This is a genomic window from Enterococcus thailandicus (assembly GCF_001886265.1).
Lineage (GTDB): Bacteria > Bacillota > Bacilli > Lactobacillales > Enterococcaceae > Enterococcus_B > Enterococcus_B thailandicus.
Genome location: NZ_JXLE01000001.1, coordinates 171,410 through 192,582, shown reverse-complemented (window position 1 = coordinate 192,582; position 21,173 = coordinate 171,410). Strand labels below are relative to the sequence as shown.

Annotated in this window: 20 protein-coding genes; 6 read left to right on the top strand and 14 right to left on the bottom strand. The window is 34.5% G+C overall.

Going from position 1 to position 21,173, the window contains the following annotated elements:
* Positions 1 to 47: 47 nt before the first annotated feature.
* Positions 48 to 2,006 carry an adhesive domain-containing protein gene (locus RV17_RS00845; RefSeq protein WP_071868229.1) on the bottom strand — a complete coding sequence of 653 codons (1,959 nt, stop codon included), beginning with the start codon at positions 2,004 to 2,006 and terminating at the stop codon, positions 48 to 50.
* Between the two features lie 482 nt (positions 2,007 to 2,488).
* Between RV17_RS00845 and RV17_RS00840 the strand changes: the two genes are divergently transcribed.
* Complete coding sequence (locus RV17_RS00840) at positions 2,489 to 3,937, top strand: helix-turn-helix domain-containing protein (protein WP_082904049.1); 1,449 nt, start codon at positions 2,489 to 2,491, stop codon at positions 3,935 to 3,937.
* A gap of 136 nt (positions 3,938 to 4,073) precedes the next feature.
* Here RV17_RS00840 and RV17_RS00835 read toward each other — a convergent pair whose 3' ends face one another.
* The 3 genes from RV17_RS00835 to RV17_RS00825 form a co-directional block, all read right to left on the bottom strand.
* On the bottom strand, positions 4,074 to 4,274 hold the full coding sequence (locus RV17_RS00835; RefSeq protein WP_067480755.1) for a cold-shock protein: 201 nt from the start codon (positions 4,272 to 4,274) through the stop codon (positions 4,074 to 4,076).
* Positions 4,275 to 4,410: 136 nt separating this feature from the next.
* Positions 4,411 to 5,019 (bottom strand): superoxide dismutase, encoded by a 609-nt coding sequence (locus RV17_RS00830; RefSeq protein WP_067480752.1) that lies wholly within the window; start codon positions 5,017 to 5,019, stop codon positions 4,411 to 4,413.
* 114 nt (positions 5,020 to 5,133) lie between these two features.
* Positions 5,134 to 5,592: a GtrA family protein gene (locus tag RV17_RS00825; RefSeq protein ID WP_067480749.1), complete on the bottom strand. Its 459-nt coding sequence runs from the start codon at positions 5,590 to 5,592 to the stop codon at positions 5,134 to 5,136.
* A 245-nt stretch (positions 5,593 to 5,837) separates the two neighbouring features.
* Between RV17_RS00825 and RV17_RS00820 the strand changes: the two genes are divergently transcribed.
* Positions 5,838 to 6,647 (top strand): DUF1189 domain-containing protein, encoded by an 810-nt coding sequence (locus RV17_RS00820; RefSeq protein WP_067480746.1) that lies wholly within the window; start codon positions 5,838 to 5,840, stop codon positions 6,645 to 6,647.
* Positions 6,648 to 6,769: 122 nt separating this feature from the next.
* Positions 6,770 to 7,717: a phosphoglycerate dehydrogenase gene (locus RV17_RS00815; RefSeq protein WP_071868228.1), complete on the top strand. Its 948-nt coding sequence runs from the start codon at positions 6,770 to 6,772 to the stop codon at positions 7,715 to 7,717.
* 135 nt (positions 7,718 to 7,852) lie between these two features.
* On the opposite strand, the gene RV17_RS00810 is transcribed toward RV17_RS00815, so the two are convergent.
* Both RV17_RS00810 and RV17_RS00805 read right to left on the bottom strand, forming a co-directional pair.
* A complete protein-coding gene (locus tag RV17_RS00810) occupies positions 7,853 to 8,152 on the bottom strand; it encodes a HesB/YadR/YfhF family protein (protein WP_067480740.1) in 300 nt (99 codons plus the stop codon).
* 18 nt (positions 8,153 to 8,170) lie between these two features.
* Entirely contained in the window at positions 8,171 to 8,836 is a 666-nt protein-coding gene (locus RV17_RS00805; RefSeq protein ID WP_067480737.1) for a potassium channel family protein, read from the bottom strand.
* 662 nt (positions 8,837 to 9,498) lie between these two features.
* Between RV17_RS00805 and RV17_RS00800 the strand changes: the two genes are divergently transcribed.
* Positions 9,499 to 11,274: a DUF3329 domain-containing protein gene (locus RV17_RS00800; protein ID WP_067480734.1), complete on the top strand. Its 1,776-nt coding sequence runs from the start codon at positions 9,499 to 9,501 to the stop codon at positions 11,272 to 11,274.
* 487 nt (positions 11,275 to 11,761) lie between these two features.
* On the opposite strand, the gene RV17_RS00795 is transcribed toward RV17_RS00800, so the two are convergent.
* The 5 genes from RV17_RS00795 to mltG all read right to left on the bottom strand — a co-directional run bounded on the left by RV17_RS00795 (position 11,762) and on the right by mltG (position 16,145).
* Positions 11,762 to 12,394 carry a response regulator transcription factor gene (locus tag RV17_RS00795; RefSeq protein ID WP_067480731.1) on the bottom strand — a complete coding sequence of 211 codons (633 nt, stop codon included), beginning with the start codon at positions 12,392 to 12,394 and terminating at the stop codon, positions 11,762 to 11,764.
* 6 nt (positions 12,395 to 12,400) lie between these two features.
* Entirely contained in the window at positions 12,401 to 13,468 is a 1,068-nt protein-coding gene (gene liaS, locus RV17_RS00790; protein ID WP_067480728.1) for a two-component system sensor histidine kinase LiaS, read from the bottom strand.
* Positions 13,465 to 14,196, bottom strand: a complete 732-nt coding sequence (gene liaF, locus RV17_RS00785; RefSeq protein ID WP_067480723.1) for a cell wall-active antibiotics response protein LiaF — start codon at positions 14,194 to 14,196, stop codon at positions 13,465 to 13,467. Before liaF ends, liaS begins: the two co-directional genes overlap by 4 nt.
* 162 nt (positions 14,197 to 14,358) lie before the next feature.
* The gene (gene greA / locus RV17_RS00780; RefSeq protein WP_067480720.1) at positions 14,359 to 14,838 is read right to left on the bottom strand and encodes a transcription elongation factor GreA; all 480 of its coding nucleotides are present in this window, start codon (positions 14,836 to 14,838) and stop codon (positions 14,359 to 14,361) included.
* Between the two features lie 134 nt (positions 14,839 to 14,972).
* Positions 14,973 to 16,145 (bottom strand): endolytic transglycosylase MltG, encoded by a 1,173-nt coding sequence (gene mltG / locus RV17_RS00775; protein ID WP_067480717.1) that lies wholly within the window; start codon positions 16,143 to 16,145, stop codon positions 14,973 to 14,975.
* A 169-nt stretch (positions 16,146 to 16,314) separates the two neighbouring features.
* Here mltG and RV17_RS00770 point away from each other — a divergent pair, with 169 nt between their 5' ends.
* Positions 16,315 to 17,472, top strand: a complete 1,158-nt coding sequence (locus RV17_RS00770; RefSeq protein WP_067480714.1) for a serine hydrolase domain-containing protein — start codon at positions 16,315 to 16,317, stop codon at positions 17,470 to 17,472.
* A gap of 70 nt (positions 17,473 to 17,542) precedes the next feature.
* Here RV17_RS00770 and RV17_RS00765 read toward each other — a convergent pair whose 3' ends face one another.
* The 3 genes from RV17_RS00765 to RV17_RS00755 all read right to left on the bottom strand — a co-directional run bounded on the left by RV17_RS00765 (position 17,543) and on the right by RV17_RS00755 (position 20,411).
* Entirely contained in the window at positions 17,543 to 18,493 is a 951-nt protein-coding gene (locus RV17_RS00765; protein ID WP_067480712.1) for an NAD-dependent epimerase/dehydratase family protein, read from the bottom strand.
* Between the two features lie 100 nt (positions 18,494 to 18,593).
* Positions 18,594 to 19,808 carry a hypothetical protein gene (locus tag RV17_RS00760; protein WP_067480708.1) on the bottom strand — a complete coding sequence of 405 codons (1,215 nt, stop codon included), beginning with the start codon at positions 19,806 to 19,808 and terminating at the stop codon, positions 18,594 to 18,596.
* A gap of 9 nt (positions 19,809 to 19,817) precedes the next feature.
* On the bottom strand, positions 19,818 to 20,411 hold the full coding sequence (locus RV17_RS00755; RefSeq protein ID WP_067480705.1) for a YveK family protein: 594 nt from the start codon (positions 20,409 to 20,411) through the stop codon (positions 19,818 to 19,820).
* A gap of 320 nt (positions 20,412 to 20,731) precedes the next feature.
* Here RV17_RS00755 and tagD point away from each other — a divergent pair, with 320 nt between their 5' ends.
* Positions 20,732 to 21,136 carry a glycerol-3-phosphate cytidylyltransferase gene (gene tagD / locus RV17_RS00750; protein ID WP_067480702.1) on the top strand — a complete coding sequence of 135 codons (405 nt, stop codon included), beginning with the start codon at positions 20,732 to 20,734 and terminating at the stop codon, positions 21,134 to 21,136.
* Positions 21,137 to 21,173 lie beyond the last annotated feature (37 nt).

Genomic DNA, 21,173 nt, shown 5'->3' with positions numbered 1-21,173 from the left:
GAAGAGAATGCTCCCTTCATCAATCTATTTTATTTTCCTACTTAGCTTTATTTATTCTTTTTTCCTTTGCGAAGTTTCCAAATCCCTAGTCCAGAAATAAACGCTGTTAATGCTCCTAGTAATGAGGTTGAAGCACTTGTTTGATCAGATGTTTTCGGATAAGTTTTTGGACTCGTCTTCGGTGTCGCTCCAATTCCAGTCCCACCTTTACCACTTGGTGGATAACGGTCATTACCAAGTTGAAGCGGTAATTTTGGTGTCGGTCCTGTTTGCTTAACTGGAGTAGGATCATCATCGTCGGCATCCGCATCGGCATCGGCATCAGCATCGGCGTCCGCATCGGCGTCGGCATCGGCGTCTGCATCGGCGTCGGCGTCGGCATCTGCGTCGGCATCGGCATCTGCGTCGGCATCCGCATCGGCATCTGCGTCGGCATCGGCGTCGGCGTCGGCATCCGCATCAGCGTCAGCATCTGCATCAGCGTCAGCATCAGCGTCGGCATCAGCATCAGCATCAGCATCAGCGTCGGCGTCAGCGTCGGCGTCGGCATCGGCATCCGCGTCGGCGTCCGCATCCGCGTCAGCATCAGCATCGGCGTCGGCATCTGCATCTGCGTCGGCATCCGCATCTGCGTCGGCATCCGCATCAGCGTCAGCATCATCGTCGTCTTCATCCGGAATAAATGCTTGCGTTGGTAAACTTGGAATCTCATTCTCATCGTAAGCAATCAACTGAATTTCATCTAATGGATCAACGTCCTCTGAAGAAATTGGAATAGTAAAGCTTCCTGTTACTTCATCCGCTGGTCCTTCACCAATCAATACTCCATCTTTATAAATTCTTACTGTAGCACCAGGATCAGCCATACCCGTGACTTCATAGCCATCAGCTACATTTCCAGTCACCTCAACATTGTAAGGAGCAGTTACATCACTTGCCTCATAGAAAACCGGTGTGTACCCGTCATAATTTGAAGCAATGTCAATCGCCAATAGACTTGATTTAATCATCGTTGCTAAAAAACCTGCTTCATAGGGATTCGAGATGTCTACTCCCGCTGTCAATAAGTCTTGATAAGTTGGATCTTGGATTAGAGTTGGAATGGTCACGGTTGTTTCACCAAGCACACTGCCATCTACTAAATTACCAATCAATGCAGAACCTACGTTAACTAAAGCTAAAGCCGTATTGTAAGTGAGTGTAAAAGTTGGTTTAAGTGTGGCATTTAACGTTCCATTAACTGCACTCGCCGCAATCGTGCCTGCTATCCCTGAGCCAGAAGTTGGAACTGCTTGGATAGATTGCACTGCGTTATTCAAATCTGTTAAAATATCCGTTAGTGATTCACGAATGATTACTTCAAGAACGCCTTCGAGTTCGGCATAGATGTATTCATCACCTTGTGCTTCGAGTTGTAAGGCAACATCAGCAGCCGTTAAATTACTTAGGTTATTCAATAAGTCTAACTGTGTATAAACTTGTGATAAATCTACTGTTGCTAACGGGTTAAGTGCTAGTGCGGCGTTTATTCCATTCACTAAGGTAGTCACCGCACCATTTACAACTGTTAGTAACGGATCTAAGGCATTCGTAGGAAGCAGAATTTCGGTTGAGAATGTTCCATCACCATTTGGCGTTACTAGTCCTTGCATTTCTTCTGGAATTGCTAGAACTGCTAGACGATTTCCTGGTAAAACACTTAAATCAATTCCACTATCTGCTGATATGATAAAATCAACAGCACGACTAGTATTTTCTAAAGGATAAGGGGCAGAGCTGGTGGTTCCACTTGTGTTAGACGAAGTTAAATTACTGAATAGCTGTCCGCTAATCAAATCTGCGTAAACTTCGTTCGTTTCAAGGGTAAAAAGTGGCGTAGCAATTGAAATTGGGGCTAACCCTAACAACATACCTGTTGCTAACGACGTTCCTACAAGCAAGTACTTTCTTGAGCGGCGCTTAGCACTTGCTTTTTGGTCCATTAATTTTCGGTAGTCCTTTTTCATGTTTATCCTCCTTTTTGAAACACATCTCCTAACTGTCCTGTCCTCCGACAAAAGAATAAATATGTGAAGTAGCTAACGACCTCCCCTTTATATTCGATTTTTATACCTAAAAGGCGCCTTTTTAGGTATTTTCATTCACTAGCAACTTAAGTTATTCGGAGTTTATCAAGGGTATATTATAAAATCTATTATTTTGCTCGTTAGTCAATAAAATAACCACCATTAAACGAAATTGTTACTTTAAGATTAAAAAATAATAAAAAATGTATTATAATATTCACCATAAATAGATAAAAACTCTTATAAAACAAATAAATCTATAACACGCAAAAAAGATAAAATATCATACGATATTTTATCTTTTTGTAGTTTTACGTTATTTTTTCTTATTTTTTGCGTTTGTCAAGTTACAAAAAACGAGAATTTTTAACGAAGTTTACTAATATTATCTATTTTAAATAATTTTTGGAGGAATAACTTATATGAATCAATTTTTTAGTTTAGAACGTCCGATACAAATGCAGTTGACCATTCTTGAAACACTTTACTTTTCAGAAAAGTCTTATTCTTTAGAGAAACTTGCTCACTCAATCTCATCTGACAAACGATCAGCTGCTCAATATTGTCAAAAAATCCAAGAATTACCAAATGCGATTCATTTTTCCAAAACTTCATCCTATTATCGTTTCTCAGGTGATGCAAAAGAGTATCAGCTCCTACGTTCAGATATCTTAGCTCTATCACCGATCTTCCAACTAGTTTACCAGTTAATTTTACTTTCTAAAATTCAAATAAACGAGTTCTTGGATTCACTTGAGATCAGTGAATTTATTTTGCGTAGACATATGACACAATTAAATAAAAAACTTGATCCTTATCAAATCCAAATCAAAACTAAAAAAGGAGACATTTACCTAACTGGAAAAGAAACGCAAATTCGCTATTTTAGTTACTTAGTTCTATGGGAGACTTATCAGGGCGTAACCTGGCCTTTTTCAACCATTGACTTTGAACAAACATTATCTGATGTAGAAGGTCTTTTTGAAGCTGTAGGTCAGCAACCAAATAAAATAAAAGCTCTGCAATGGTGCTATATTTCTGCCATTAATCTCTTACGATCCTCTCAAGGACATTTAATCGATAACAAGACATTACCTTCATTTACCACACAAATCTGGAAAGAATTTTCGGAAGAAGTGGAAAGCTTTCAGCAAGCAATTGGAGATAAACTTTCGGAAACAGAATTACGTTTTTCTTTTCTCTGGATGCAGTCAAAAACAAATTTTTATTTAGCAGAAAATTTTTTGGAAAGAGCGCTAAAGCTTCATTTGGCAAAACAAACTTCAGCAAGATTATTTTTGATTAAGTTTTTTTCCTATTTAAATACATTGAAACGAAATCAGCTTAACCATATCAAAAAACGTAAGCTGTTAAACGCAACCTTACTAGCTAACTCGATGCACGCCATTTTATTTCCGAACTTTTTAACATTAAATAAAGAATTTATTTTTGATATAGAAGAAAAACATCCAAAACTCTTAGAGGAAATGACGCGTGTCTGTACCGAGTTCAAGGATCAAGACCAAGCGCTCTATTGGTTACAACCTTGGATTTTGACGGAAGCATTCCTGATTATTGCTCCACCAACTTATTTTGATAAACAGGTCAATATCAAATTTGAAAGTGACCTTCCTCATTCACTAGAGTTAGCGACAATGAAAAAAATCAATGATTCTTTACGTCCGTACATCAATGTTTTTATGACAAATGATCTTGTGATTCAACCAGATTTGATTATCCGAACAACAGACACGTTACTTACCATGCCAAAATTTGAAGAAGAACCAACAGCTGTTACAATTTCCATCCAATACATTGAAAAACAAATCCATTCACTGGTTCACTTCATTAAAGAACGTTTTACTCCATAATCCATTTTTTCTATAAATATAAATAAAAAAGGAGTCATGGCATACGCCACAACTCCTTTTTTGCATGATCTTGTAAAAGAAGTCAACTTTTTTCAAAGTCACTTGTTTTTGACAAGATCGTTTTATTCAACAAATATTATAATTTAGTCACTTCAGCAGCTTGAGGTCCGCGTGAACCTTCAACAATTGTGAATTCAACTTCTTGGCCTTCTTCTAAGCTCTTGAAGCCATCTCCTTGAATTGCTGAGAAGTGTACGAATACGTCATCTCCGCCATCTACTGTAATAAACCCAAATCCTTTTTCATTGTTGAACCATTTAACTGTTCCGTGTTCCATAAGTGTATAGCCTCCAAAAAATGTTCTTGTAAGAATTCTTCTTACAAAAATATTATACCGAATTTAGAAAACGCTCGCAAGGCTGTTCTTCACTTTTTCCGGAATCAGTCAAAGAGAGAGCTAACACATAAACATGTTATTTTGCTTGTTCAAACTGTTTATTTACTTCATCCCAATTCACAAGGTTCCAGAATGCTTCGATGTAATCAGGACGTACATTTTTATAGTTCAAATAATATGCATGTTCCCACACATCCAAGCCTAACACTGGTATTTGACCTTCCATCAAAGGTGAATCTTGATTAGCAGTTGAAGTAACAACTAATTTGCCATTATCAACAGCTAGCCAAGCCCAACCAGAGCCAAAACGACCAGTTGCAGCAGTTTTAAATTCCGCTTTAAATGAAGCAAAATCACCAAAAGCAGCATCAATTGCTTCTTTGATTGCTCCTGTTGGTTCGCCACCGGCATTTGGTGCCATAATTTTCCAGAAGAATGAATGGTTTGCGTGACCTCCACCGTTATTGCGAACTGCAGTTTTAATATCTTCAGGAATAGCATCCATATCAGAAATTAATTCTTCTACTGATTTTTCGCCAAGTTCTGGATATTTTTCGATTGCTGCATTTAAATTCGTAACATAAGTATTATGGTGCTTGTCATGATGAAGGTGCATTGTTTCTTCATCGATATAAGGTTCTAAAGCATCATATGCGTATGGTAAATCAGGTAATGTGTAAGTCATTGAAAATCTTCCTCCTCAGTAATTCTGTTAGTCTTTACACTCAAAAGAGTAACAAAGAGTTGAGATTTCTTCAAAAGTTATGCCTACGATTTTTGTTATTGTTCTTTGATTTGATCATTTGGTTTCTTTGATTTCATCGATTACCTCAGTTTTTTTGAAAATAAATAACTTACTGAATACATAGTTAGCCAAAACAACTAAAATTTGTGTAATGATTTTGGCCACATACTCGTTACTATGGAGCCCCTGAATTAGTAAAATCATAGCGCCCATATCCAGTCCATAGGAAACAATTCGATAAAAAAGAAACTTGCCAAATTCTTCCAGCACGTGCCAAAAACTTGGTGATTTAGAATGAAAAACCCAAATTTTATTTGTTACAAAAGCGAACAACACTGAACAAATCCAGGAAATCGTATTGGAAACAACCATGCTGAAACCAAATACTTGTAATGCCAACGCAAAGGTCACGAAGTTTACCACTGTTGCTAGTCCGCCAAAAAAAATGTACACAAAAATTTCCCAGTACCCTTTTTCTTCTAAAAATTCTTTGATTTGCAGATATGCTTTCATTTTTGAACCTACCTTATTAAAATTCTTATTTATCATACGCTATTTTCGCAAAATTTTCAGCCAGATTATCAAAAAATTAGTAAACAGCTTCGTTTAGCCATAAAAAAACAAGCAACTAATTTCTTTAAGAATAACATTTTTCTGATTGACAACCAATCAATCGTGTAATTTTGGCTCCTTCCCTTGTATTTCCAGCCATACTTCGCTAGAATTGCTGTTGAAGACAATACTAAAGAGGAGCTATTATGACAACAAAACAATTATTATTCAGTTCATTTACACAATTCAAAAATCTCAAAGAGGCACGACAAACTCCTTTTTGGAAATCAATTCTTTATCTCTTAGCGCTAAGTGTAATCATGGCTTTGCCAATTTCATTCCAAGTCTTTCAAGTTTTGGATAACATCAAGACAGATGGACAACAAATTGCAAAAAAAATCCCTGATTTTGAAATCAAAGATGGGCAATTAGATGCCCATGGCGCTGAAGGTTTCATTTATCAAACAAATTCCATCATTTTTACTTTTGATCCAGATGGAAAACGTTCTGAACATGACATCTCAACTGATTTGATGGGTAATTTTATCAGTGTTGGCATGCTGAAAGATCAAATGGTTATTGCCTTACCAAATTCTGGCACAACTACTTCTTTGTTGGGTAGCAATGAAATGACCTTGAGTTATTCAAATGAAGCATTAGCTAACTTGAATGGGAAACAAATGCGTGAAGTCTTAGCAAAATCAACGATTCCGTTTTGGATTAAAGCAGTGACTTTTATTATCACTATTTATCCAAGTTTTCTTAACTTACTAATTACATTAATTATTGCAAGCTTTGCCGGTTATATCTATGCTCGTTTGCGTTTGACTAGAGCAACATTCCTTGATTGTTTAAAAACAATGATTTATGCGATTACTTTACCAACACTTCTTTCCACTGTGCTTTTAATTTTTGTTCCAACATTTGATACAAGTATCTTCATCACATTAGTTGGGTTATTTATTTTCATTCAGGCAAGTAAAGGTTGGCCAAGATTTCAATTACCAAAACAATAATTCTATTTGAGCTATGACAGCTGTCATAGCTCTTTTTTTATTTGCTGACCTCTTCCTCATCAACTTACTTCAAACTTTTCATACTTTGCGCTAAACTTAAGACAAGAAAGGTGGTCAAATCTATGAAACAGCCAATCATTTACTCCACTCGTCCTTTTCGTGACGAATTTATAAAACAAATTCAGACATTTGCACCAAATTATCAATTCAAAACAGAGCTAACTCCTGCTGAACTCTCAAAAGTCGAGATTAGTTTAGGTTGGAATCGTGAATTTCAGTCTGAACTACTAGCAAGTAATAACTTGAAATGGGTTCAATCCATTTCTGCGGGTGTTGACACATTACCATTGGAAGAATTCTCAAAGCATGACATTTTACTTTCAAATGGTAGTGGTATCCATAGTGAATCAATTGCTGAACATCTAATGGGCGTTATCTTTGGATATTCACGTGGTCTTTTTCAGGCACAAAAAGCACAAGTTTCTCAAAATTGGCTTGGCTCATCTGTTCACTATCAAGCAATCCAGAATAAAAAACTGCTGATTATTGGTACTGGACGGATCGGTAAAATGGTTGCTCAAAGAGCAGAAGTTTTTGGAATGGAAATCTATGGTATCAACACGACTGGTCGGCCAGTAGAGCATATTAAAGAAACGTTTCCGTTAGCAAAACTTAAAGAAGTCTTACCAACCATGGATATTGTAATCAATATCTTGCCCTTAACCGAACAAACTAACGGTTTATTTAATCAAGAGTTGTTCACTTTCTTTTCACCAACAGCGCTCTTCATCAATGTTGGTCGTGGACCATCTGTCAAGACCAACGAACTAATTGATGCGCTCAAGCAAAAGAAACTAGCTTTTGCTGCGCTAGATGTCTTTGAAGAGGAACCACTCCCAGAAAACAGCCCACTTTGGTCAATGGAAAATGTGTTGATTACTCCACACATTGCTGGTTTGACTCCCCATTTTCAAACTAAATTTATGGATATTTTTCTCAAGAATCTTGAAAGTTATCTTTCAACACAGACTCTTGTAGTCAATCAAGTACAGTTGCTTTCTGGTTATTAAAATAAAGGTTCGCTCACTGAATAAAATCGATTAATCGCGTAATTTTTTGTTTTGTGAACGAAGCAGATTAGAGTTATTAGTCAAAAAATAACGGAGAAACCAATCAATGATTTCTCCGTTGTTTTTATTTTATTGTTAATCATTTTTTTCAAAATGATAGGCTGGTTCATCCTTTTTGGCGTCGTAATCGACAACTAAATCGTATCCTTTGAAGAACCATTCATCCGCTTCTTCAATAAAGAACTTCATGCCATCAATCAATTCTTCTTCAATGACATTTTCTGGTTCTTCAACTGATAAACCAATCGAAAAGCCTTCGTGTACCTCTGTTTTACCATAAACTTTTCCGAAAAAGCGAATGCCAAGATTTTCAGGTGGATTCACTTCTTTTTTGAACCATTCTTGTGCTGCAGGTGTTACTGTTAACTTCGTCAAAATCACTCACCCCTATAATTATTGATTCATTTTATCGTCAAGCATCTCTACATCTTCCGTTTCTCCAATTACTAATAAATTATCATTTTGACGGACAAACTCATCTGCTGCTGGAGAAACAACCACTGTTCGATCCACTCGACGAATCGCTACAACAGTTAAATCAAACCGTTGACGGAAATTTAGTTCGCCAAGTGTTTTATTGAAAAACTTAGGATTAGCTACTCGAATTTCAGCTAATGAGTACGCATCCGTCAGTTCTAAGTAATCTAAAATATTTTTTGAAACTAAATTATGCGCAATTCGAACACCCATATCTCTTTCCGGATGTACTACGCGATCTGCGCCAATTTTTTCTAAAACGCGTGCATGATATTCATTTTGTGCCTTCACTAGTATGTTAGGTACACCCATTTCCTTGACCATTAGCGTTACTAAAATGCTAGCTTGAATGTCTTCACCAATCGCCACAATCACATGGTCAAAGTTACGAATTCCTAACGAGCGCAAAGTCATCTCATCTTGCGCATTTGCTACCACTGCATGCGTAGCAATATTCATATATTCATTTACGCGATCTTCATTGCTGTCGATTGCCAAAACTTCTTGTCCTGATTCAATCAATGTGCGACAAATACTGCCACCGAAACGACCAAGACCGATGATTGCAAAATTTTGTTTCAAGTCATTACTCCTCTTCATCCTTATTTCTTTTCAAGTATAGCAAAGCCTTTTCAAAAACAAAAGGGGCGAGACTTAACCATGTTTATTTTCAAATCTTCTAAAGTGTAAAAGGATGGGTTTCGTGTCTACAACCATCATCATTATTAACATATTTATAAAGTCAAAAAACTATTTTTCTTTAATCAGTTATAAAGTATTTCCTGTAATCCAAGATTCTTTACAACAATTTTCTTACTTTTTAAAATTAATATTTCATACCTCAACATCACAAATGGACTTAAATATTCCAGTAATTTCTGAACTTTTCCATAAAAGAGTCACAAATAATCTTCCTATCATTTCATTGAAAATAAAATAACTAAAAATACATTTCAAATAAATCGTGTAGTCTTTATAAATATTTTATGTTGTTAAGATTAACATTACGTTATCCTAGACTATCAATCATAAGCTAATTTAGAACCAATTTTTATAATAAGAACACTCTATATCGTGTTAGATTCCCCCCCTCACTTCACTTTTGTTTAAAAAAATCGATTAATTAATATCAAAAAAAAAAATGAAAAAATCCATACATATTTAACTTAAAATGGACTAAAGATATACGTAACAATTGGAAAATATGATATGTTGTATATATTAAAAAAGTAAAGGAGTATAGAATGAACCAAAAATATTCTACACAAAAAAAAATATTTTTTTCAATTGTAATATTAACGTATCTCGTCATGGTGCTATTAAATTTTTTAACCCCTTTAATTGCTGACGATCTACAATACATGGCTAAAACAGAAGGTTTTTTCACCATCTTAAATAATGAGTACACACAATATCAAACATGGACTGGAAGATCCATCGTCCATATTATTGCTCGTATTTTTTTATTAATGCCTAAAATTTTTTTCAATATCTTAAATCCATTAGCATTTATTTATGTAACTTTATTAATTTATATTTTATCTACTAAAAAGAGATACTCTATCTCTAAATATTTGGTTATTCTTTTTTCTCTGTGGTTATTTACACCAGCATTTGGGGAAGTCTTTCTTTGGGAAACAGGTGCAGCTAATTACCTATGGGGAAGTACTATCATCTTAACATTTTTAGCGATTTATCATAAACAGACAGTTTCACAAAAGGTAAAGTGGATTAATCCCGCCAATTGCGTTAGTATCTTTGCTTTATTCTTCTTAGGGTTGTTAAGCGGTTGGTGTAATGAAAACACTTCTGGTGGTGCTGTTTTATTAGCACTAGGCTATATTGGCTATAATAAATTACGACAGCAACCAATTCCAAAATGGATGATTTCAGGACTAATTGGTGCAGTAACTGGACTAGTCATTATGGTTAAAGCTCCAGGAAATGCAATTCGATCAACGTATTTTAATCGAAGTAATTGGTCTTTTACTAAAAAATTAGTAGAAGGTGTATTTCAAATCACTCAATCGTTACAAGAAAATGCATTTTATTTTATTTTGTTAGTCATGCTTGCTACTGTTATAGGCTTTATTCTTTTTAATAACTCAGAAAAATTAATTTTAAGTATAGGCTATATTTTTGCAGGAATTGCTACTATTTATGTATTAGCATTCTCGCCAACTGGATTAAATTGGGGACGATCATATTACGGTGGTGCTCTTTATTTGGTCATTGCGCTACTAATAAGTTGGCCAGATAAAATAGATAAAAAACAATTATTTTATAGTGGTACTTTTACTATATTAATCGTCTCTTTTACTTTTTCATTCGTACTTGGAACGATTGACATTACACTATCTCATAAAAAGATAAACGAACGATATGATTATTTAGTCCAACAAAAGACTCTAGGAAATTTAAATCCTGTTTTTGCAAATTTTGATGAAGAGAACCTTAGTAATTATCCAGCATACTCTAATCGTTTGTCCCATGTTGGAAAAGATAAAAAAGCCCAAATAAATCGTGCAACAGCAAATTACTTTGGTTTAGAATCAGTTGCATCTGTTAGTGAAAAAGACTGGCAACTTATTTATAAAAATGGTTCTTCGGAATTGATGAATATTGTTAAAGCAAAGAAATATTTTAGTAAGATTAATAATAGTAAATATATCGTTCTTCTCTCAGGAACTTACAGCAATGTGTCTGGTCAATATATTGATTTTTTAGTAAATGATCTAGTGTTTACAGACGGTGATGCTATCATAGGTTCTAACGTAGATCATTTACCTCTGGAAGGCAATCCAGTATTTAGCCAGAAAAAAATTAATATAGGAAAAAAACAAGTTAACATACGTAGTGGGCGTATTAACGAAGAAAATACCGTTTTTAATCAAATCATAATTGATAATGTTGACTATTCGAGGAACGGAACAGGATTAAATATCGTTGTATTAAGTGCGGAAACTCAAGCTATTTTGGATTCTGTTGCGATTGATACAACTGGGAACGTAACAAGATAAACTTATTGAAAAAAGAGTCCTTGGTTACCAAGAAGTACTTCATTTTAGTGAGCTAGTATCGAATACTATATATATAGGAATTTTTCATTTTCTAGAAATTTCAGAGAATAAGCAAAGTTATATAAGATTTATATCGCTCAAGTTTGATAATTTCCTATATATGTATTACTAACCAAAAACATCATAAATCAGTCGTATGAATTCTTTTATACTCATACGACTGATTTATTTAAATAAAATTCTTCACAGATTGTTGAAAATATTTTAGGATTACGATTATTCATTTCGGACACCCCCTCCTTTACTTTTTGACTATTCCTTGTATCAAACGAAACCTTTTTTCTATCACTTAGCCAATCTTTTTTCCTTCAAAAATTGACTGATTTTCCTTCAAAAAAATAAAAAAGCGGGACAAACACAAATTTGTTTTGTCCCACAGTCTTTTTAAATTCAATCAGCTGTTCATGATCAATTATTTTTTTTTTCGTTATTTGACCAAACCATGTTTGAACGCATAAATTGCGGCTTGTGTACGATCCTCAACTTCAAGTTTTGCCAAAATATTTGAAACATGGGTTTTGACTGTTTTCAAAGTGATAAATAACTCATCTGCGATTTCTTGATTACTCTTTCCTTCAGAAATCAACATCAGAATTTCATTTTCTCGTTTCGTCAAGTCTTCATGCAGAATTGGTTCGTTTCGGCGGCTCATTTTTTCCATCATTTTGGTTGTTACTTCTGGCTCCAGTACTCGTTCGCCACGTTGCGTCGCGCGAATTGCATCTGCGATTTCATGCGCAGTCGAAGTTTTTAATAAGTAACCTGCAGCACCAGCCTCAATTGCAGGATATACTTTTTCATCATCAATAAAACTGGTGACAATAATAATTTTTGCCTCTGGCCAATCTTTTAAGATAGCTTTTGTTGACTCAATTCCATCCATTTCTTCCATCACTAAATCCATTAGAATAACATCTGGTCTCAGTTCCATTGCTTTCTCATAGCCAATTAAGCCATTCTCAGCCTCTCCGACTACTTCGATATCCTCTTGAATAGATAAGTAAGAAGAAACGCCTAAACGCACCATTTCGTGGTCATCTACGAGCATTACTTTTATCATCCGCCGTTATACCTCCTTAATTAAAGGAACCTTGATCTCGACACTCGTTCCCTGTCCCTTAAAGCTAATAATTTTCACTGTGCCACCAATTCCTGCAACACGTTCTTTGATATTTCCTAAACCGTAACTTCCCGTTTTCGTTTCGTTCATATTGAATCCCGTTCCGTCATCAATGACCCGTAACAATAAATTATTGTCGATTCGGTGTAAATAAACCTCTAATTCATTCGCTTTTGCATGGCGTAATGTATTTGAAAGCAACTCTTGCACAATTCGGAAAAGATGATCTTCGATTGAACTGGATAATTGAACATCTTCAATCTCCCACTTCAATGAAATTTGAATTTTATTTTGTAATTCTTTTAATAATTGCTCAATTCCTTGTTTCAAACTTTTCTCTTCCAGATTAACTGGGCGTAAATGTAATAATAACGCGCGCATCTCTGATTGAGAAGCGTTGATGATCTCTGCGACCATACGTAGTTGTTTCCGAAAAACTTCTGGTGTATCACTTTTTTCTGCCTGCTCAGTCAAAGCAGACATCATCATCATGGCTGCAAATAACTGCTGTGAAACAGAGTCATGCAATTCACGCGCTAATCGATGACGCTCTAATTCTAAAATTTCTTCTTTTGTTTGTCCATTTACATATTGCGGACGACTTGTCAAAATTTGAAGTTCACTAGAAACTTCAATCATTTTTTCTTTAATTTTAATAATTTCTTGGTCAATATCTTTGATATATTCGTTATCAGCTGCTGCTAAAATCGGTTGATCCAAAATTTTTGCATCATAGTTCCCAGAAGAAATTGCTCGTAACTTTTCTTCGATTTTACCATATCTTGTTTTTTGAGCAACTGATACGATCAAAAAAGTCAATAATCCTACACCTAAAGAAATCGCAAATAGATGAAAAATCAGTGGTACATAAAGCAATCTTGCTTGCAGTAATTCTGCCCACCAATGTTTCTGTTTACTTGCATAAAAATAGGTGAACATAGCGAATAAAATAACCATAAATGTGCTAAGCGAGGCATAAAAGGCAATCATTGGTCGAGAAATTTTCCCAATCATACACGAATCACCTCGACATCACCAAGCAAGGTATTCGTAATAATTTTCAATCGACGTGGATTCTCGTCATAATCATTACTGTAAATTTTGATTGATTCATTTTTCAATGCAAATTGTTCTTCTTCAAAGTAAACATTTCCAACTATCGTTGCATGTTCTAAACTGATAGCAATCCCTAATGGAACAAGAATTCTTGTTCGACCAACACCTTTTCGAACGATGACAATATTATCATCTTTAGGCAACAAAGTATTGCCTAAATCAATGATTGTATCACCCGTAGCAATCGCAATATTGATGTCATCCCATTCATACACATCTGAACCAATTCTCTGATTGCCAATCAATTGTTGTTTCGTACGTTCGTTGTTATGTGGTTTCAACTGTTCTGTCTGAATCATCATCATTTGCTTTTTGCGCCAAAAAGCATTCTTGGTTAAATCAATACCAGAGATTTCAACACCCTTTAGTCCAATAAACAACACAGCAAAAATCAGCATCAACCAGAGTGCTGGACTGCTAACTAAACTGAAAAAAAGGATCAAGCTCCCTAGAATCAATTGAAATTTTTGGAATTTTTTGCGTGGTTGTTTGCGTAGTGCCAAATAAATATTGAGTGCGCCAAAGACCACGAAGATTAAAATTTCTGTATTATTAACAATTTGCCAAACAGCAAATAATAGCAATAAGGTTTCTACTACGACAAAAAATCGTAAAGAACTATTCATCAGCTTGCTCCTTTCCTATTCACTTTCTTCATCATACCTATTTTTTCTAAGCTTTACTATAGGTCTCTGGTTGTAAAAAGCTCTTTTTCTTATCAAATAAACCAAAAAGAAAGACCTAGACTAATCATCTGATTATGCTCTAGGTCTCTAGTTAACAAAAAATTAAGCCTGTTCAACTTTAACGATTTTAACTAACATATCTCCACCTGGTGTAGTGATTGTTACTTCATCGCCTTTTACTTTTCCAATCAAAGCTTGTGCAATTGGAGAGTCATTTGAAATCTTACCGGAAAATGGATCAGCTTCAGCACTACCAACGATAGTATATTCTTCTTCATCACCATCAGGAAGTTCAACAAATGTAACTGTTTTTCCGATTGAAACTTCGTCAGAATCCACGCCATTATTATCAATGATTTGTGCAAAACGAATCATTGTTTCAATCGTTGTGATACGTCCTTCTACAAAAGCTTGTTCATCTTTTGCTGATTCATACTCTGAGTTTTCTGACAAGTCACCAAAGCTCCGAGCAATTTTGATACGCTCAATAATTTCTCCGCGTTTAACTGTTTTTAATTCTTCCAATTCTTGTTCTAGTTTTTCTTTTCCTTCTAGCGTCATTGGGTAAACTTTCTCTACCATTCGTAACGTCTCCTTCATCTCAATAAACTACCACAAAAGGTAACCTTTTATGGACTATAGTCCAAAAAAGATTACCATGCTTTTTCTAAAATGTAAATGTTTTTCTAAAAATGAATGAATAACACTAGTTTATTTTATGATTTATTGACATATTTTTCAACTAATTCTAAGTGTTCTTCATACGTTTTGGCAAAGTAAACATTTCCTGTACTTATGTCTGCCACAAAATAGTAATAATCATTATCTGCAGGAGATAAGACTGCTTTGATGGACTCCTCACTAGGACTATCAAATGGTCCAGGTCCAAACCCAGGATTCGTGTATAAGTTATATGGAGAATCAACCGCAGTATCAGCATAACTTACTGTCTCTTTGTGTTCGCCAAGAGCGTATAAAACGGAAATATCCGTTTGTAGCGGCATATCTGACTCAATTCGGTTATAGAAAACTCGTGCAATATTCTTACGATCATTTTCCTTGACGCCTTCTTTTTCAACTAAAGATGCCAATGTCAATACTTCTTGAACAGTGCGATTTTGTTGCTTAATCGTCGCATAGTAATCTTGCATAACTGAGTCTGTTTTTTCAACCATTTGGATAACTAAATCTTTCAACGAAGTATCCTTATAATAATCATAAGTAGCTGGGAACAAATAGCCTTCTAAATGATATTTTACATCTTTAGCTTGAGATGAACTTTCCAGCAATTCTGGGAATTTTTGATACAACTCTTTTAAGAAAGCATCATCTGTTATCAAATCTAAAAATTCTTGCTTGTCTTTCCCGGTAATCTTAGCCACCCGACTTGCTATTTGATCGATATCATAACCTTCAGGAATCGTGATTTTCCCATCAGCAACTTCTTTGGGTTCAGCAGTACCACCTTCTTGCAGTAATTTACCAATCTCATCTAAAGTCATGTTTGGAGCCATTTGATAAAATCCTGCTTGGAAACCAGTTAAATTTTTGAATTTCGTATAATAATTAAAAACGATACCACTTTTGATAACATGATCGTTTTCTAGGATTTCACCAATTTGTTTATTCGAAGAACCACTTGGAATCTCTACTTGAACCAATTGACTATCCGAATTATCTAATGGTTTTAAACCACTTTCAACATACTTATAGGTAGTAAAACCAAATACTCCAACGATTGCTAATAAAGTGATTACGATCACTAAAATGATCTTGCCAACGATTTTATCTTCTTTTTTACGCAAATTTTTACGTTTGACCATCACTTCTTGCGTTGTCGTGTGTTCCATTTTATTTTTTTCTTCTGGATGTTGTTTGTTTTCTGACAAAACAACTCCTCCTTACTCTCAAGTTCATAACTTCATCCATTATACATGAAATTCCTTTCAGAGTGAATTCTTTTCATAAAATATATTATTGCAAAATTGTTAGTAGGAATCTTCTTACTATCCGTATTAAAATGAAGATGTTTTAACAAATATCAGAAAGGGTCATCCTATGCACAATAAAAAACATCAAAAAAGGCAAGCAAGGAAAAAGACGGTTCTTCTTGCTATCTTAACATTTTTTCTGGGATTAGGCGTAACCACGAGTTGGTATTTGCTCCTACTTTCTGACACAATCAAGCCCGTTGCAGATCAAGAACCAGCAACTGTCGTAAACTTGACAGCTTCCGAGAAAAAAGCAGCAACGGAAATGGATCAATTGCTGAAAAAATCGAAATATATTGGCACAATCTATGTTCGAAAAAACAATCGAATTATCTTAGAGAAAACTTATGGCTATGCAGACAAAGAAACAAATCAGCCAAATTCTCTATCACTCGACTATCAGATTGGTTCGATTCAAAAAGCGATGACGGCACTCCTCATTCTAAAACAAATCGAACAGAAAAAAATAAGCTTTACAACACCTTTAGCAACCTTCTATCCGCAAATTCCAGGTAGTCAATCAATCACGATTCACGACTTGTTGACAATGCGATCAGGGTTGCATAAGACCGAGCAACCTTCTGTTCCACTGACTGACCGTGACATTGTTCAATTTACTGTAGAACATTTAAAATGGACTGATTACCAGACGTATCATTATGAACCACTAAACTTTACTTTATTGGCGGGAATTCTAATGCAGTTGACTAATAAAAGCTATGAAGAGCTATTATCAGATTCGTTAATCAAACCTCTTCAATTGCAACACACCGATTTTTATGAAAATGTCAAAAATTCTTCTCAGCATGCAAAATCTTATCAAATGTCAGCTGATGATGACTACTGGAAAGAGTTAGATGAAAACGAAACTGCGATCCATAACGAATTAGGAACCGGAAATATCAGTATGAATACGTATGACTTGGCAGCTTTTTTTACAAAAGTACTATCCGGTCAACTTATTCCCAAAAAACTACTCTTCTCACTTTGGCAGAATAATCAACTGAAACATCCTTATAGCGGGGGTGTTTACAGCGGTGCAGATTACATTTTAGCGCAAGGGAACATCAATCGTTTTCACTCAGTTGTTGCTATGACAAAAGATACTAAAAACGCAATCGTTATGCAAAGTAATATCCAATCTGATACAAAAATCAAACCTGGGGCAGTTGCTATCAGGAATCAACTGTACGAAATTCTAACAGGCAAAAAACTTCCTTCATAATTTTAACTACAAAAAAATAGCGAGGTGGTAAGTAAAATTACCGCCCCGCTATTTTTTCAAAGTAAATTCTTTACTTGACAAGCTCACTTTCAATATAGCATTTCATACCAGCCAAAATATCAAATTTTGGCTGATAGCCTAATGTTTTGATTTTTGAAATATTTGCCAAAGAGTCGTGAATGTCCCCTGAACGTTCCTCTTCAAATTTCAGTTTCAACTTCACCTGTAAAATTTCATCAATTGCCTGAATCAATTCAAGTAACGTTGTACCGTCACCGGTGCCTACATTAAACTGTTTGCCTAATGCTTCTTCCTTCGTTGCCACTAACATCAACGCTTGAATCACGTCTTCGATATAAACGAAGTCTCTTGATTGACTGCCATCACCAAACAAAGTGAAAACAGTTGCCTCACCTGCCAATTGTTTTTTGTAGCGATCCATTAAAATCGAAATAACACCGCTATAAGGTGAATTTGGATTTTGATTTGGCCCATACACATTAAAGAAACGAACGGCGCTAGTTGGCACATCATACAAATGATAATAATCCAAAACATATTGCTCTGCTGCAAATTTATCCACTGCATAAGGTGTCAACGGACGAATCACAGACTCTTCTTGTTTTGGTAAAGTCAATTCATCTCCATAGACAGCTGCAGAAGAACTGAAAACTAAACGCTTTAGTTTGGGTTGATATTGGCGAATCAATTCTAATAACATCAAAACACTTTCAAAGTTCACCCGATGTGTTGCAACTGGACGCGCAACAGAATCTGCAACACTCGCAACCGCAGCTAAATGAAAAATATAGTCAAATGAATGATCACGTAACAATTTCTCCATTAGGCTTTCATCTGTCACATCACCTTTTACAAATTTAAGATTACTTGATACAACTAAATTCTCCTGTTTTCCCATGGATAAATCATCCACAACAACGATTTTATTTTCTTTACTTAAATAATTTGCTAGCGTAGAGCCAATAAATCCAGCTCCGCCAGTGATTAATATGTTATCCACAAATCTCACTCCATTTTTTTAATTATCACATTAATAGTATTGCATATTTTTTCAGGCATCAAGTCAGACTTTCGATAATATATTTACTGATTTTATCCGTTCAGCGCAAAAAAATAGAAAAGTAATTATTCGTAAATAAGTTTACAATAAACTCAATAAAATCTGTATATTGTCCTAAAACCAGCAATTGGTAAATAATTCCACCCAAAATTAAAAAAATGGTGACTATTATCAATAGTTGTCCCCTCATCGCTTTAGCTGTTACTATACACCAAGAAAAAATAATTGAGACAAACGAAAAACGCCAATAGACTGGTAAAATTATAGGGATCGTACCTATAGTTAAAACTAAATTAAGAAAGTAAAATAACATAAATTGTTGCTTTTTGTCATCTTTCACAAAAGAAAAAATCTTACTTACATAATCATTTCTATAAAATAAAAACAAAAATAGAAGATTGATTAATAAATAAAAGATTTTCTGTAACTTCATGAATAAGCTTCCTTGAATATAGGCCATATAACTATTATCACTGCCAAAACCAGTAGCATAAGTATATGCTTTGTCTACTATGGATGTTAATGGGACAGTAAATGGTATCATATGAACAACATGATATATAACGCTGACTGTTAAGGAACAAAATAGAAAAATCAGAGTGATAGATAGTAATATTTTTTTACTCTTTAATTTCGAAATAACATAACTTAAAATTCTGAATGCAATTAAAATTACAGCCGTTTTATGAAGTAACACTGATAAAACATATATTCCCCATACTTGAGTGTTTTTTTTCTGGTGATAGACTTCTAGATAAAATCCAAACATAAATAATACGAAAGCAGAAATATTTCGTATATTACTCGTAACTCCTGGGAAGGAAAGAAATGAAACGACAATTGCAATCTGTAAAAAGACGATTTTATTGCTAAGCTCATTCCTTGTACTGTTATCAAGAATCATATAAAAAATAATAGTGTATACAAACGTTATTACTATGAGAGGCATAAAATGGACATCATTTAACTTTGAAATTAAAAAGAAAAACCAATTAGACAAATCTAACTTTGCACTCAAATCGTAGTAGCTCAAAAACTGACTCATTGAAAAATTAGCTAACATCTCTATTTTTTCGAAGTATCTAGCTAAATCGATTGTTGGCGAAGGGTTGATAAAATAACTCATATATCCAAATGAAGTTCCTAGCAAAAAAGACCATGCCTTAATTCTCTTCTTTTCTTCAAAAATAAACTTTGGGACCAGTAGGACCCCTATTAAGGGATTCACTAAAAAGAACCAAAATACTATACTCATAAAATTCTCCTATTCAAATACAATAAATTCCCTAACTAATAGTATACCTATTGATAAACAAAATCCTGTAAGAACACCAATTAATAAGGAGCGAAGTATAGATACAGCTCCACCTCTGTCACTTGAAGACACGTTAGAAGAAAGAATTTTTACTTTTTCTACAGAAATATATTGTCCAATGTTTTTTTCAAAAGCAGAAGTAATTTTTTCACCAAGACTTTTAGCCTCAGATTCAGAACTTCCAATCATGCTGACTTTGAAAACATAGGAATTTTCTGCTTTTTCAACTTTTATATTGCTTTTTAAATCTTCTAAGTCTAAATTTTCAAATTGATCAGCGATTGGTTCCAAAAATTCATCACTCTTTATAATTTCACTATAAGTACCAATCATCTCTTGATTAGCCACAATAGCATCAGCATTCGTTGTTGATTCATTTTGAGGCAAACTTACCATAATTTTTGATTCTGATGTATAACTATCGTTTGCAAAATATTGGATTCCAGCAAGTAGCATTCCAAACAAAGCCGTAACTACAAGAACAAAAACCCCATATTTTTTGAACATTCTTTTATAAAAAGAAATATTTACTTTAAATTTCATTCCTTACTCTCCTAATCCATAAAATTTATATATCAAAATATAAAAAGAAATTTATGCCTTTCGCAATACTAAATACATGATGATTCCAGAATTATACATCGAACTATTAAGCTTACTATTTTCCTATTTCTAACACTAACACCGTCATAGTTAATGCGCTATTGCTTAACTAACAATCCCCCCATCAATAACTTTCTTCTTTTAAAACATTCTTTGAATATTCTCTTAGTTGTATTTTTTGAAATTAACCTGTACCTTCCAATTCTATCAAAAAAATGTTAGACTAACAATGTATATTAATGAATTTCGAGAGGTGAAAAATGAAAAGAGTAATTACCTATGGTACTTTTGACTTGTTACACTACGGACACATCAACTTGCTAAAACGTGCTAAAGAATATGGTGACTATTTAATTGTTGCTCTTTCAACAGATGAATTTAATTGGGACGAGAAACAAAAAAAATGTTATTTTAGCTATGAGAAAAGAAAACAACTTCTTGAAGCTATTCGATACGTTGACTTAGTTATCCCTGAAAAAAGCTGGGATCAAAAAGCAAAAGATATTAAAGAATTTCAAGTCGATTACTTCGTGATGGGCGATGACTGGGCAGGACACTTTGATGAGTTAGAACAACTAACAGATGCAGAAGTTATCTACTTGCCTAGAACTCCTGAAATTTCTACGACACAAATAAAAAAAGATCTTAATTCAAAAGACAAGTAAATAAAACAAAACTCCTTCATTATTTAAAAAATAATGA